Source organism: Acidobacteriota bacterium (assembly GCA_019347945.1).
In the GTDB taxonomy this organism is placed as follows: Bacteria; Acidobacteriota; Thermoanaerobaculia; order Gp7-AA8; family JAHWKK01; genus JAHWKK01.
Window position 1 is genome coordinate 1 of record JAHWKK010000015.1, and the last position, 14,700, is coordinate 14,700.

Genomic DNA, 14,700 nt, shown 5'->3' on the forward strand with positions numbered 1-14,700 from the left:
ATCCGATCGCCTCGAGCTCCCGCGCGAAAACCCTCCCGACCGCGCGAACGCCTTCGAGATTCGTCGTCGCGCTCGGGATGCGGACCGTCTCCTCGATCAGCTCGATCGCCTCGTCCATCCGGGCATCCGCGGCCTCGACGATCTCCTCCTCGAGCGGTGTCAGCCCTTCGGATACCGGAACGGAGGAAACAGGAGGGGGTGCGGACGTGGCGCAGGAAATCGAGGCGACGAGAAGGAATGAAAAGCCGAGATGTCTGAACATGACGGGAGTATAGCGGTGTAGAAGAGTGAAGAGTGAAGAGTGAAGAGTGAAGAGTGAAGAGTGAAGAGTGAAGAGTGAAGAGTGAAGAGTGAAGAGTGAAAAAAGGCGAGACACGGTGACCTACCACCGGGAGGGCGAGGCGCCTGCCGAGCCGCACCGCCACGACCTTGCGCGACCGGGAAAAGAGAATGCGGTACGGAAGAGTAAAAAGAAGCGCCGGGGAAAAGCTCGTGGAGTCGGAAGAGTGAAGAGGTCTTTCCTTTCACTCTTCACTCTTCACTCTTCACTCTTCAAAAAGTGAAGAGGTCTGGAGAGATTACCTTCGCGGCGTCTCTCCTTTCACTCTTCACTCTTCACTCTTCATTAAAACATCAGGCGGAGCCCGCCGGAGAACATGAGCGGATTGATCTCGATGTCCGTGCTCGTGCCGTCGCCCGCGAGAAACACCGCATCCGCGGCAGCCTCCACCGGGACGTATTTCGCATCGAGATAGAGACCGATCATCTCTGAAAAGTTCACATTCAGTCCGGCGTTCACGACGAGACCGACGTCGTCTTCGATGTCGACGCTCTCGAGGTTCGTGTCGTCGCGGTCGAAATCGTCGGCATCATCGAACAGGATGTACGCGGCTCCCGCACCGATGTACGGATCGAGCATGCCGTCCGGATTCAGGTGCCACTGAAGCGTGAGGGTGACCGGGATCATCTCGAGCTCGGTCCGCGCCGTGATCGGTACGGGTCCGCCGGTGGTCAGGATGAACTCCGGCTCGACCACGGAGGCTGCGAGCTCCAGGGCGATGTTGTCCGAGAGGTGAAATCCGAGCGCCGCTCCGAATCCCTCGCTCGAGTCGAAGTTCGCATCGAGGTCATCGAGGTCGGAGTTTTCGTCGATTCCTTCGAACACCCCGTCTCCCTGCGGGTCGAGGCTGGTGACGAAACCGGAAAGTGAGAACGTGTGGTCCTGTGCGGCGAGCGGCATCGCGAGAATCGCGAGCGCCAGAATGAAGAAGGTGCGTTTCATATGGACGGCTCCTTTGGTTGAGTACTGAAAATGGAATTCCACTCCGTGACGGGAGCAGTGCAGAAAAGTTGCCAGATGCCGAGTTATTGTGAATTCTGAATTGACGCCCGGGGCGCCGATCTCTAGAGTGCCATCTCAAACCGAGCCGGGGAGGCGTCGATGAGCCGAGGACTGAGTCGCAAAGCGTACGAGCCGTTAGCGGAGGGAGAAAAGTACGAACCCTGGGTCCCGGCCACGGAGGGACCGCTCGAGTTCACCTTCCGCTCGATCCTTCTCGGAATCATCTTCGGAATCCTCTTCGGAGCCGCAAACGCCTTTCTCGGATTGAAGTCGGGACTTACGATCTCGACCTCGATTCCGGTTGCCGTCATGACGGTCGCGGCGTTCCGCGCGTTCAGCCGAGTGCGCGAGGGAAGCTCGATTCTCGAGGCCAACATGGCGCAGACGATCGGCTCGGCATCGAGCTCGGTTGCCAGCGGCGTGATCTTCACGCTTCCCGCGCTCTTTCTATGGGGGATGGATCCGTCGATCGCGCAGATGACGCTTCTGGCGATGTCGGGGGGACTCATCGGCGTGCTCTTCATGATCCCGCTCCGGCAATATCTGATCGCCCGGGAGCACGGGAAGCTCCCCTATCCGGAGGGGACCGCGTGCGCCGAGGTGCTGGTTGCGAGCGAAGGCGGCGGGGCGCGTGCGGCGAGTGTCTTCTGGGGGCTCGGGATCGGAGCGCTTTTCCGGCTGCTCACGGGGTGGGTCAAGCTCGTTCCCGGTGAGGTCGAGTTCGGAGTGCCGGGGCTGCGCAAAGGGGAGATCTCGAGCGAAGTCTCCGCACCACTCTTCGGAGTCGGATACATTCTCGGTCCGCGCATTGCGAGCGTGATGGTGGGTGGCGGCCTGCTCTCCGCGCTGATCATCATTCCCGCGATCGCCTACTGGGGTGCCGGTCGCACGACGCCGCTCTATCCGGAGACGGTGCTGACGATCACCGAGATGTCACCGGGAGCGATCTGGACCCGATACATCCGCTACATCGGAGCGGGGGCGGTCGCGATGGCGGGTCTGATCACGCTCGCCAAAAGCATCCCGACCATGATCGAGAGCTTTCGAGTGGGAGCCTCCCAGATCCGGAACCGGCTCGGTTCGGATGATGTCCAGGTCGAGCGGACCTCGCGCGACCTTCCGCTGAAGGTCGTCGGCATCGGGATCTCGCTCGTCGCACTCGCACTGATCGTGATTCCAGCGTACGGCGTCTTCACCGGAGCCCTTCCGCGAGCGATCGCCACGATTCTCGTCGTGATCTTCGCGTTCTTCTTCGTGACGGTGTCGTCGCGGATCGTCGGGTTCGTCGGTGTCACCTCGAATCCCACCAGTGGAATGACCATCGCGTCGCTGCTGGGAACCTCCGCGATTTTTCTGATGATGGGCTGGACCGATTCGGTCGGCATGGCCGGCGCTCTCACGGTCGGCTGCGTGGTCGCGATCGCGGCATCGATTGCAGGCGACACCTCGCAGGATCTCAAGACCGGATTCATCCTCGGTGCGACTCCCGCCCGGCAGCAGATCGGTGAGCTGGTCGGCGTGATCACGTCCGCCGCATTCGTCTGCGGCGCCGTGATTCTTCTCGACAGAGGAATCGGGTTCGGCACCGAGGAGCTCTCCGCGCCGCAGGCCACGCTGATGAAGCTCGTGATCGAGGGGGTGCTGCAGCAGTCGCTGCCCTGGGTTCTGGTCGGAATCGGGGCGGCGATCGCGATCATCGTCGAGCTGCTCCGCATTCCGAGCCTTCCCTTCGCCGTCGGCGTTTACCTTCCGCTCGCCACGATGTTCCCCGTTTTTCTCGGAGGTCTCCTCCGCTGGTTCGCGGAACGTGGCGCAAGGGACGGAGTGGAGAAGGACGCCCGGAGGGAGCAGGGGATTCTCTTCGGCTCGGGTCTCGTCGGCGGCGCAGGACTGACGGGGGTCCTGATCGCGGGCGCGGCCGTATGGTCGATCTCGCGGGGAGGACAGCCCTGGGGCGGGCTCGGGATCGAGTACACCCACATCGCGGGCAATCTCACCGGGCTCGTGACCTTTGCGATTCTGGTCGGGATCTTCTGGTGGATCGCGACCAGAAAGCTGGCCGCCCCGGAAGAGCCACCGAAGAGCGCCGGGGTCGATGGAGTGTGATGCGGGAGAGCACAAACCCCCGCTTCGTCCTCGGGCCCGGGATATTGAATCGGATCTTCGGGATTCCGGAATTGTGGCATCGGCAGCGAGCTCGATGTCACGGTGCGGTTTCCAGTTAAATTTCTGAAAACAGGAGCGATGTGGCAAAGTGACGGTTTAAATACAAACCGGCTGAGACTTTGCGTTTACCGTGGATCAGTTATTGAGTATTTCGAGAGAAGTTCATCTCGTCCCATCTGAAACATAACTTTTAAGGAGGCAAGAGTGAAAACCAGATTTCTCAGTTACGGACTTGCATGTCTGCTGATGGTTTTCGGCGGGACCGCGGCGTTTGCGCAGGGGTTCCAGGTCGGAACCGTGAGCGGCCAGGTCCTTGATGACACCGGGGGGGCACTGCCCGGGGTCACGGTCGAGCTGATCAGCGAAGACCGGGGTACGACACGTGTGGAGCTGACGGATTCGCAGGGCGATTTCCGATTCTCGCAGGTGCCGGTCGGAACCTACACGGTCGTGATCAGTCTCACCGGGTTCCAGAACCGCACGCTGACCGGCAACCGGGTCTCGGCCGACAAGAACACGCGACTCAATGTCACGCTGCCGCTGAGCGCGATCCAGGCATCGATCGTGGTCACGGGCGAAGCGCCGGTCGTCGACCGGACGAATCCGGCAGTCGACACTTCGATTCCGGAGGAAACTTTCGAGAAGCTTCCGCTTGGGCGTTCGTATCAGACGCTGATGACGAGCGCACCGGGCGTTGTCGGCAGGGGTAACGCGAATGTCAACGGCGCACTGCGCAACAGCAACGTGTTTCTGTTCGACGGAGTCGACACGACGGACACGACGACCGGTACTTTCGGCGCCAACATGAACTTCGAGGCGATCCAGGAGGCTTCGATCATCACTGCTGCGGCCTCGGCGGAGTACGGACGCGCGACGGGCGCGATCGTCAATGTGATCACCAAGTCGGGCACCAACGAGCTCGAGGGATCGGCCAAGTACATCATCAACAACGATGACTGGGACGAGCAGAACAAGACGACCCATCCGCTCACCGGTGAATCCTTCGCACGCACCAAGAACGACGTCGACAACATCACTTACACGGGAACCCTCGGCGGCCCGCTCTGGAGAGATCGTCTGTGGTTCTTCGGCGCCTATTCGACCAACGAGCAGCCCCGCGGCCCGGTCCAACTCCCGATCTCGGGTGATGAGTACACCTACACGGTCGACTTCACGACCCAGAACTACCGGCTGACCACGCAGCTGACCCCGACCCAGAACCTCTGGGTGAAGTTCGATGACGACCCGGCAGGAACCTTCCTGGTCCGGTATGGCAGACCGGCCGAGATCGAAGCGCTCACCGCGCAGGATCAGGGTGGCGAGCGTTGGGCCGGTCAGTACACCGGCATCCTCGGTGACAATTTCTCGTACGAGCTCATGTACGGCACCAATGACAGTACGATCACGGTCGGGTCGCATGCGGCGGACAGATCGCTGACCAACGGCGCGCTCCATTTCGATCTCGCCACGAATCGCTTCTACAACGGGCCGCTCTTCGAGGGCTTCGTGGATCGCCCGAGAGAGCAGGCTGTCGGAGCGATCTCGTATTTCACCCAGCTCGGCGATAACGATCACGAGCTGAAGTTCGGAGCGGACTGGCAGAAGCTGAACTCGAGCAACTTCTTCGCGCCTTCCAACGGGCAGATGTTCATCGACGAATCATTCGATCATGTGAACAGGACGTTCGTTCCGCTGCTCCGTCGCGACTATGCGATGGCTCCTTCGACGTCGTCGGGCGAGCTCCTGGCTTTTTACGCCCTCGACAAGTTCGAAGTCGGAGACCGGCTCTTCTTCAATCTCGGTGTTCGTTACGAAGAGCAGACGGGTGAGAGCGACATCGGACGTCAGACCGTCGACACGCAGACGATCTCGCCACGACTCTCCGGCAGTTACGACCTGATGGGCGACGGCCGCGCGCTGGTTCGAGGAACCTACGGTCGCTACTACCAGTCGATCATTCAGGACTTCAGCGACAACTTCGCCGCGGTCCCTCAATACCGGAATTTCACCGAGTACATCTGGAATGGAACCGAGTTCGTATTCCGGCGCGAAGTCGATTTTTCGGGTAGTTCGCTCGAAGCGAATCTCGACCTCGAGCCGACCTACGTCGACGAGATCACGGTTGGTGTTCAGTATCAGCTCGCCGGTGATTTCGGAGTCGGCGCTCGCTATCTGTGGCGCGAATGGGACGATCTTCAGGACGATATCGTCGACTTCGACGCTGAAGGCAACGACATCCTCCGGTTCGTCAACAACCCGGACGCGACGAGAGAATACAACGGTCTGCAGCTCACTCTCGAGAAGCGATTCTCGAGGAACTGGGCGGCGATCGCGAACTACACGATCTCCGAGTCGAGCGGTAACTACTATTCGGACTTCGAGGGCGCTCTTCTCGACTATACGAATCAGCAGTGCGAGGTTCAGGACGAAAACATCGGCACCGTACCGTGTGCCGACGTCAATTCCCCGAGCCGGCATGAGGGGAACCCCGAATTCGACCGCGATCAGTTCAACCTGCTGGGGCTTTACAGCCGTCCGGTCGGGCCGGTGAACCTGAGCGTCGGAACCAACGTCCAGTGGTCGGAGGGCATTCGGTTCGCGCGACGGTCGCTCGCCGAAGTCCTGGTTGGTGGCGAATCGACTGGCACCACCTATAGCTACTTCTACGAAGATCCGGGCTCGAGGCAGCTGGGCAGCATCTGGACTGCGGATCTTTCGCTCGAAGGTACCTACATGATCGCCGGGCTTGCCGAGATCGGCGTCAAGGCAGAAGTCTTCAATGTCACCGACGAGCAGAAGCAGGACGACGTCACGGAGACTCTCTTCTGCACCGATGACACCTCGCTCTGCCAGGAGAGACGTGAAGAGTTCGGTCTCGGACTCACCCGTGGCGCCTACCAGTCGCCCCGTTCGTATCGGGCTTCGGTGGTCCTGCGGTTCTGATCCTAACTAGATAGCCGGTATCGTTTGTTGAAGGGCCCGGGGGACTCCCCCCGGGCTCTTTTTTTCTGGAGGACGATTCGATGAAACGTTTGATTCTGTTGTTTGCCGCGCTGCTCTGCGCTCCAGCCGCCCTCGGGCAGCTCAGTGGGGAGCTGCGAGAGTGGGGCGAGGGGCCGGTGCGCTGGCTCATGACCCAGGAAGACCGGAGTACCTGGAACTCACTCGGTGTGGATGAGTATGCGCGCGAGTTCATCGAGCTCTTTTGGGCACGACGGGATCCGACCCCCGGTACCGACGCCAATGAATGGAAGGAGGCATTCGAGAAGCGGGTCGAAGCCGCCGACAAACAGTTCGGCGACTCCCGGATGCGGGGATCGCTCAGCGATCGCGGGCGTGTGTTCATCCTCCTCGGCTCCCCCTACCGCCGGACCGTCCAGCAGGAAACCTCTGTCGGCGGCAGCGAGGCGCGGGCCTCACTCGAGCTGTGGCACTACGAACGGGGCTCCAAGCCCCCCTTCGCCGAGGGACCCGACTTCGAGATCGAGTTCATGGACACCTGGGGACGAGGAGAGTACGTGCTCGTCATGAGCGGGCGCCGAAGCCCGAGAGCGCTTCTCGATCGGGCCGTCGAGTACTACATCTTCCAGCCCGGGGCAGGAGCCGCTCCCGCGGGCCCGATGCCCTGGGACCGCGACTCCGGAATCGATGGCGCCGCGCTGCGCGAAAGCGCGCAATCCCTCAGCGAAGGAGAATTCTCGGGTGTTGGGCTTGCCGTCGCTTACGATCAGGCGGTCACGCCGGCCGGTGACTACTACGTTCCGATGCAGCTGTTCGTATCCGACGCCGAGGTGCTCGGCAATATGGATGAGCTCCGGTTCGTCGGACTCGTCGAGAATGCGGAAGGGGAGATCATCGCCTCCTACGATGAACCGGCAGACCTGAAGCGGACGGGCGATGGAGCGTACTTCGACCGCTCACTGCGGGTACGTCCGGGGGTTTATCTCGGAACGTTCGGTCTCGCGCGCGGAGAGATCGTCGCGGTGGGAACGACGTTTCTCGAGCTTTCCGAGCAGGATCCCGAGGTTGCCCGTATCTCCGAGCTGACCCTGTCCAGGGACGTCCACGTCCTGCAATATGCGCAGAGTCCGACCGAGCCGTTCGCCTGGGGCGGAATGAAGATCGTTCCCGAAGGTGATCTCGAGTTCGCGCCGGGCGATGAGATCTGGTATTTCGTCATCGCGCGGATTCCGGGAATCGAGATCGGCGCCACGCCGCAGCTGAACGTCCAGCTGACGATCGAAGGTGAGACCGCGACGGGACAGCCCGTGCGGATGGCCGCACCGGTGATGCGCGACATGGCGCAGCCGATCCGCGACACGCCGGACCATTTTCTGATCGGGAGCTCGCTGCCTGCCGGGACGCTGCAGCCAGGGAACTACCGTCTCGGGATGGAGATCGTGAACGTATCGGATGGAACGCAATGGAATGCGGCCAGGAGATTCACGGTGCGATGACCTGAATGGCGCACGCTCCTCCGGTACCTCGTCTCTGCGAAAACCTTCCTATCTGAGCATTGACCTACGGGTCGGTGAGAGGACGCTTTCCTACCCTCGGTCGTGACGAGTGTGTATTTCCCTCGGAGCGAGGGAGGTCGGACAGCCCCGGCCCGGTCGGTTCATGATCAGGAATTCACTACTCTCGTCGCCCGGCGGGGAAACCCTCATTTCCAGCCCGTCTAAACGCATGTCTGGGCTCTCAGGCCACTGACGTTAAGATGCCGCCTGAGAAACGCCGGAAGGGAGTTCGCCTGAAAAAGACGCTCATCTTCGCCTCGGTTGTCCTGGCTCTGTTCATTGCGTCACTCATGGTGGGTAATCCGACCGCCTTCGGACACGCGATCGGCCGGCTGATCGGACCGGTAACGGTTGCGCTTCTCCTCGCCCTTGCCTGCATCGGGTTCGGGGATCTCTCTCTGCGGATCGCGCGGAAGATCGTCGCCGAAAAGAGAGAACCGGCCGACCCCGCCTTTCTCCTGGTCATCGGCTACCCCCTGTTTGGAGGGCTTCTCTTTCTGGCCGGCCTGCTCTCGACCGCCCCGGTGGTGGTCGTTTCACTTGCGGCTCTGGCCGCTCTGTTCGGTATGCGGGCGCTTGGAAGGGAACGCTCGAGGAAGCGCGAGCGCCTTTCCATTTCGCTTCTACCCGGTCTCCTTCTGGGGGCGGCCGGATTGATTTCCGTTCTGATGGCCTCGCTGCCCGCCGTCTCTCTCGACGAGGTCGCTTATCACCTCGCCATACCCGACGTATGGCTCTCGACCGGGCGTGCCGTTGCCCTTCCGCTCATGTCGCATTCGTTCTTCCCGCTCGGGACCGAAGCGGTCGATCTGGTGTCGCTCGCGCTGCTCGGACACGCCGGAGCGATCGCATCGCACTTTCTTCATCTCATGGTCGGGCTGGGAGGCGTTTTACTGATCCTGAGATGGCTGGAGCGGAGGGGTTCATCGCTCGGAGCCTTCGGCATTGCCGCCATCGTGAGCACGCCTTCCCTCCTCATCGCCGCCGGCTGGTCGGGAACCGACGTACCTCTCCTCGCGAGCACGGCCGCTCTCTTCATCGCGATCGACGATTTCGTGTGGGAGAGCGCTTCCGCGGCGCGCATCGCGACTGCTCTCGCGTCGGGACTGCTGATCAAGTACACGTTCATCCCACTTGCGTTGATGCTGATCGCGCTCGCGCTTCTCCGTTCGTCACGCCGGTCGCTGCTCGTCCGCGCGGTTCTGCTCGGCGGGATCGCGGGATCGATTTTCTTCGTCAGAAATCTTCTGCTCACCGGCAACCCGATCGAGCCGTTTCTGACCGGCGAGACGGAAGGCATTGAAAGATTTCGCTGGATGGGATCCTTCGGGTCGACGTTCTCGTCGTATTTCTTCTTCACTCGTTACATCGACGACTCACTCGGACTGCTTCTGCCCGCGCTTGCGCTCGCGGCGCTGGCCTCATGGCGAAGAATCGATGAGGGCTGGCTTCGCGCCGCAGCCGTGGCCTTCACCGGGGCTGCGATGGTGCTCATGATCCTGGCTCCCGCCGGCCGTATCCTGCTCCCGTTTCTGCTGATTCCGGCCATGATCGGTCTCGCTGCGATCGGGATCGGACCCGAGGCGATCGCGGGAAAGGTTATACGAGGGGTGCTCGTGGCCGGGACGGTCGTCCAGCTCGTCATGTCGGGGCTTTTCGTTCTTCGCCTGGATCCGTTTCCCGTCGCGTTCGGTCAGATGGATGAACAACGATGGCTCTCCGAGAGAAGGGGGGCACAGGATCTCATCATTGAGGGCAACAGCGTGCTTCTCGACGCCGGCCGGACCCTGGTCCTCGGACTGAACGAGCTCTTCTGGTTCGAGGGAGACGTTCGCGGAGGGGGCAACTTCGACTCACAACGGTTCGTAGCGCTGTTTTCGGATGAAGACTTTCCCGAACGGCTGAGCGAGGAGGGAATCACGCACCTTCTCGTCTATCCGGGCGGAATCGTGATCGACTACGCTCCGGAAGATCCGGAAGTACGGCAGCGTCTGCTCGTGCTGACCATCGAATCTGCTGAGAATCTGCGGCGCTTTCTGCAGGAAGAAACCGAGATCGTCGCCCTGACCGAGAACGCCGGTCTGCACCGGATCAGGGCGATTGGGGAATCGTCGAAACGTTGACTCGGTGAGTCGGTGTGTCCAAACGGCTCAGTGGCTGCCGAGTCTATCGATCTCGATCGACCGCGGAGTAATATGCGGGCCACCTGATGAGAAAGCCGCTGAAGATTCTGGGGATCTCCGTTCTGGCTTTGGCGGGGTTTCTCGGCGTGGTCGAGATTCTCGCCCGGATGAACATCGCCCGCGAACGAGAGAAGCGGAGCCATCTGGGCGACCAGCTCTACAGGGAAGTTTCGGGTGAGGGCGATCCGGTGGTCCTGATCCCCGGGCTCCAGGGCTCGACCCGATATTGGGCGGATGAGCTCGATGATCTCGCACGGACGCATCGGCTGATCAAGGTCGACCTTTACGGATTTGGGCGGTCTCCGTGGCCGCTCGAGGAACCGGATCTCGACGAGCACATCGCATGGTTGCGCCGTACGCTGGTCGCCGAGGATGCGACGCGGGAGGTGACGTTGGTCGCCCATTCGTTCGGAGGGATCGTGGCTGCCGGTTATGCCTCCCGGTATCCGGACGAGGTGTCGAGGCTGATTCTCCTCGGAGCTCCCGTTTTCAACGGAGAGGACGAAGCGCGCGATCGGATCTGGGACCTTTCCGCGATGACTGCCGTCTTCTCGCTGAAACCCGTACTCGCACGCGAAGCATGCATGACGATGGGTGCGTTCCGCCCGGTTTTACGGAAGATCCTCCCACATTTTGCGCAGACGACGCGGCCCGAGGTCATGGAGGATGCGGTTCTCCACGACTGGCCCTCGATCAACGGTGCGATCCAGAACATCCTTCTGGGCGAACCGATCGCGCAGCATCTCGACGGGGTCGGTGAACGAACGATCTTCGTCCATGGAGCGGAAGATCGCGTCACGTCGATGGCGCGCATCCAGTCGCTGGCGGAGCAGATCGATGCGTCGGTCGTGAAGATTGCCTCGGATCATCAGGGTTACGTCGACTACGCCGGAAGGATCATGGATCTCGCGCGATCCGGCAGAACGAAGAGTGAAGGAAGAGTGAAGAGTGAAGAGTGGTGAAGAGTGAAAGAAGAGTGACGAGCGACGAGCGATGAGTAAGGCACTCGTCATTCTGAGCCCGGCGCAGCGCGGGCGAAGAATCCGGGCGGGGTTGTTGAAGAGTGAGGAAAGAGACGCCGTGAATGACTGAGATTTCCTGAATTAGTGAGAATAACGCGAATTCGTCCCGGGTCTGGTATGGACCGGGCAAGAGGTGCAGGCGTGATCGAGGCGCTCATCTTTGATTTCGACGGGTTGATTCTCGATACCGAGACTCCCGAACTGACGGCCTGGCAGGAAGCCTTTGCGGGATTCGGCTGCAATTTGCCGATCGACACCTGGGCGGACTGCGTCGGGAGGCCACCCGGCTCGTTCGATCCCTGTCTCGAGCTCGAGCGTCAAACGGGGCGCCGGCTCGATCGCGAGAGTCTTCGAGCCGAGGTGCGCGCGCGATGTCATTCACTGATCGACAGGGAGGTCATCCGGCCGGGAGTGGTCGACTGGCTCGACGAGGCGGAAGCTGCCGGAGCGGCTCTCGCGGTCGTTTCGAGCTCCCCTCATTCCTGGGTTGACCGTCACCTCGAGAAGCTGAACTTGCTCGATCGTTTCGAACAGATCGTCTGCCGGGAAGACGTCGAACGGCACAAACCGGATCCGCTTCCTTATCAGAATGCGGTCGAGCGACTCGGACGAGAGCCGTTGAATGCGATCGCCGTCGAAGACTCTCCGCATGGTGTTCGGTCCGCGAAGGCCGCCGGGCTATGGACGGTAGCGGTTCCGAACCACGTGACGCGAACGTTGGTCTTCGAAGGCGCCGACCTGACTCTCGCATCGCTATGCGAACGATCGTTCACCTCCGCGGCGGAACAGTTCGTCGCGCCCCTTTCGGGCGAAATAGCGACTCGATGAGCAGAGTGCCGACAGGACGGGGTCTCGCGGGGGGAGCGGGAGGCGATCCGCAGAGCGATCGCAGCGAGGCTCTGAACCTGTCCACTGACCTCGCGGGGCGGGTTTTGGTCGGCCCGCACGCCGGCGAGCTCATCACGAGAATTCAGAACCATCGGGGGGAATGGCAGTTCGCCCGCGGGTGGAAGCACGCGGAGAGCCTGGCCTACCGGGACGGGTCGAGAATCCGATTCATCATAGGGGGAAACCGAGGTGCGCGCTCCGAGGCTGACGAGAGTCTGACGCGAATTGCCATCGACCTGGCGGGCGCCGATCGGAGTATCGATGAGATTCCGGGCACGCTGGCTCGAGTGGGAGCGATGACCGGGTCGTCGCGGGTCTGCATCTTCACGGCGGAAGATGGAGGTGCCGGTTCCCTGTCGAACAGTCACGAATGGTGCGCTGAGGGCGAACGCCCCCTGATCCATCGGAGTCAGGAAGTCGATGCGTCGCAACTCGAGCCCATCATGACCCGGTTCGAACAGAAACCGTGGAACTTTGTGGACGGGACCGCCGGAGAGGACGGGGGCGCTCACAGCTGGCTCGATTGGAGATCGACTCAGGCGATCCTCTCGGTCGCCGTGTTTGACCATGGCATTCTCCGCGGGCTCACCTGTTACGAGGGGATCGATCGGGATCATGGTGAAGTCGTTGAAGATTTGCGCCTCATTGCGATTCTTCTCATGCAAGCGATCGGGGAGGCGAAAATCGAAAGGGAGCTTCGCAAGACCGATGAGCTGTTTCAGTTGCTGCGAAACTCCACAGGCGACGTCGTGTTCGACAGTGACCTCAGTTTTGTAGGCGCCGGCGCGCCGAGCGATGGAGCGGGGAGCAATCTCGACGATTGGGATGGAAAGCGGCGATTCACCGGCGAGGAGTGGTTTTCGATCATCCATCCCGAAGACGTGGAGAGTGTGCGGAGAGCGGTCGAAGCGATCTTTGCCGATCGGGAGCGTAACTCTTTTTCCATCGAATACCGTGCTCGACGCCGGGATGGAAGCTACATTCACCTTCTCGATCGTGGAGAGGTGATCCGGGACGATGCCGGGAATCCGATCCGCGTGATCGGATTGTCGACCGACGTGAGCGAAAGAGTGATCGCATGGCAGCGGTTGAGAGAGAGTGACAGGCGCTTCAGGGCGGTCATCGAGAACGTGTCGGAAGTGATTCTCGTCCTCAACGGGGACGGATTCGTGGAGTACGCCAGCCCTTCGTCACGCCCGGTGCTCGGCTACGAACCTTCGATAATCGAAGGCTCCAGCATTTTCGACAATGTCCATACGGAGGACGCCGAGCGGCTGCGCGCCATCCTCTCCCGGGAAGCAGAGTGTGGAGACATCTCCTCCATGGCGACTTTTCGTTACCGGCATACTCTCGGGAACTGGATTCTGCTGGAGTCGACTGCGACCACGCTGAGAAGGGATGCTCAGATGCAAGGTTCGGTTCTGGTGTGCCGGGATGTCACCGAGCGGCGTCGAGCGGAACGGCAGATCGAACAGTCCACGCGTCTGACCAGCCTTGGTCATCTCGCTTCTTCGCTAGCCCACGAGTTCAATAACGTCCTGATGGGAGCCCGGCCGTACATCGATGTGATTCGACTGACGAGCGACCCGGGAGTGGTCGAGAACGCCATCGACCGGATCGAGGCTGCGATCGATCGCGGACGGTCGATCTCCGAGAGGATCGTTTCGTTTGCCCAGCCGGCCGACACCGTCGTCGAGGCAATTGCCCTCGGACCATGGATTCGTTCGGTCGAGAAAGAACTTCGTGATCTGCTCCCTCCGACGGTCGCGCTCGATCTCCAAGGGCCGGAAGAGGGGATCTACGTTTCGGCCGATCCGGTCGGGCTGCAGCAGGTCCTCGTCAACGTCATCATCAATGCCCGCGACGCCACCGGTGGCCGAGGAAGGATCACGATCGAGTGGAACGGTGCGAGTGAGAGGAGAAAATACTCCCGCCTCGCTCTGGTTCCTGCCGATCACGCCGTGATCGAGATTCACGACACCGGCAGCAACCATTCGCGACTGCCGGATCAGCCGATCGATTGGAGCGCTGGAATGGAGCAGTCCGCGCCGGCACTCGGTCTCACCGTTGTGCGTCAATTGCTGAGTGCCCAGGGTGGAAGCATCGAGATCGATCGCTCCGACCGGGGGACTTCCTATTTTCTGATCCTGAGGACGGCGCAATCGGCGAGGACGGCCGAGGCTGGCTCGATTGCCGAGAATGAAACGGGACGACGGATACTCCTCGTCGAAGACGACGAGGTCGTCGCATCCGGCATTTCAGCCGTCCTGCAGCTCGAGGGGCAGCAGGTCGAAGCCGTCAGCACCGGAAAAGCCGCAATCGAGCACATCCGAGAATACGGAGTGCCTGACGTCGTCATCCTCGACATCGGTTTGCCCGACATCAGCGGTGTCGAAGTGTTTGGCCGCCTCCGGACCCGGCACCCTCATCTTCCGGTCATCTTCTCCAGCGGTCACGGCCGTCGCAAAGAGCTCGAGCCGCTTCTCGCGCAACCTGAAGTGGCCTTTCTCCAGAAGCCCTACGATGCTCGAACGCTGATGGAGACGGTCGAGAGGATTGTCGGGGTCGGATGAGAGGGGCTG

General features: G+C 61.3%; 10 protein-coding genes. 8 read left to right on the forward strand and 2 right to left on the reverse strand.

What is annotated here, in order from left to right; genetic code table 11:
- On the reverse strand, positions 1–376 hold a 376-nt coding region (locus tag KY459_10695; GenBank protein ID MBW3565182.1), incomplete at its 3' end, for a hypothetical protein.
- A 1-nt stretch (position 377) separates the two neighbouring features.
- Here KY459_10695 and KY459_10700 point away from each other — a divergent pair.
- Positions 378–563, forward strand: coding sequence for a hypothetical protein (locus tag KY459_10700; GenBank protein ID MBW3565183.1), 186 nt, complete (start codon positions 378–380; stop codon positions 561–563).
- A 62-nt stretch (positions 564–625) separates the two neighbouring features.
- Here the strand turns inward: KY459_10700 and KY459_10705 are convergent, their stop codons facing one another.
- Entirely contained in the window at positions 626–1,282 is a 657-nt protein-coding gene (locus tag KY459_10705) for an outer membrane beta-barrel protein (GenBank protein MBW3565184.1), read from the reverse strand.
- A gap of 159 nt (positions 1,283–1,441) precedes the next feature.
- On the opposite strand from KY459_10705, the gene KY459_10710 reads away from it, so the two are divergent.
- The 7 genes from KY459_10710 (at position 1,442) to KY459_10740 (ending at position 14,691) form a co-directional block, all read left to right on the forward strand.
- Positions 1,442–3,448, forward strand: coding sequence for an oligopeptide transporter, OPT family (locus tag KY459_10710; GenBank protein MBW3565185.1), 2,007 nt, complete (start codon positions 1,442–1,444; stop codon positions 3,446–3,448).
- Positions 3,449–3,712: 264 nt separating this feature from the next.
- The gene (locus tag KY459_10715; protein MBW3565186.1) at positions 3,713–6,451 is read left to right on the forward strand and encodes a TonB-dependent receptor; all 2,739 of its coding nucleotides are present in this window, start codon (positions 3,713–3,715) and stop codon (positions 6,449–6,451) included.
- Between the two features lie 80 nt (positions 6,452–6,531).
- Complete coding sequence (locus KY459_10720) at positions 6,532–7,965, forward strand: GWxTD domain-containing protein (GenBank protein MBW3565187.1); 1,434 nt, start codon at positions 6,532–6,534, stop codon at positions 7,963–7,965.
- 260 nt (positions 7,966–8,225) lie between these two features.
- Positions 8,226–10,148 carry a hypothetical protein gene (locus KY459_10725; protein ID MBW3565188.1) on the forward strand — a complete coding sequence of 641 codons (1,923 nt, stop codon included), beginning with the start codon at positions 8,226–8,228 and terminating at the stop codon, positions 10,146–10,148.
- Between the two features lie 86 nt (positions 10,149–10,234).
- The gene (locus KY459_10730; GenBank protein ID MBW3565189.1) at positions 10,235–11,170 is read left to right on the forward strand and encodes an alpha/beta hydrolase; all 936 of its coding nucleotides are present in this window, start codon (positions 10,235–10,237) and stop codon (positions 11,168–11,170) included.
- A gap of 177 nt (positions 11,171–11,347) precedes the next feature.
- Positions 11,348–12,058 carry an HAD family phosphatase gene (locus KY459_10735; GenBank protein ID MBW3565190.1) on the forward strand — a complete coding sequence of 237 codons (711 nt, stop codon included), beginning with the start codon at positions 11,348–11,350 and terminating at the stop codon, positions 12,056–12,058.
- Positions 12,055–14,691, forward strand: a complete 2,637-nt coding sequence (locus KY459_10740) for a PAS domain S-box protein (protein ID MBW3565191.1) — start codon at positions 12,055–12,057, stop codon at positions 14,689–14,691. Before KY459_10735 ends, KY459_10740 begins: the two co-directional genes overlap by 4 nt.
- The last annotated feature ends 9 nt before the right edge of the window (positions 14,692–14,700 follow it).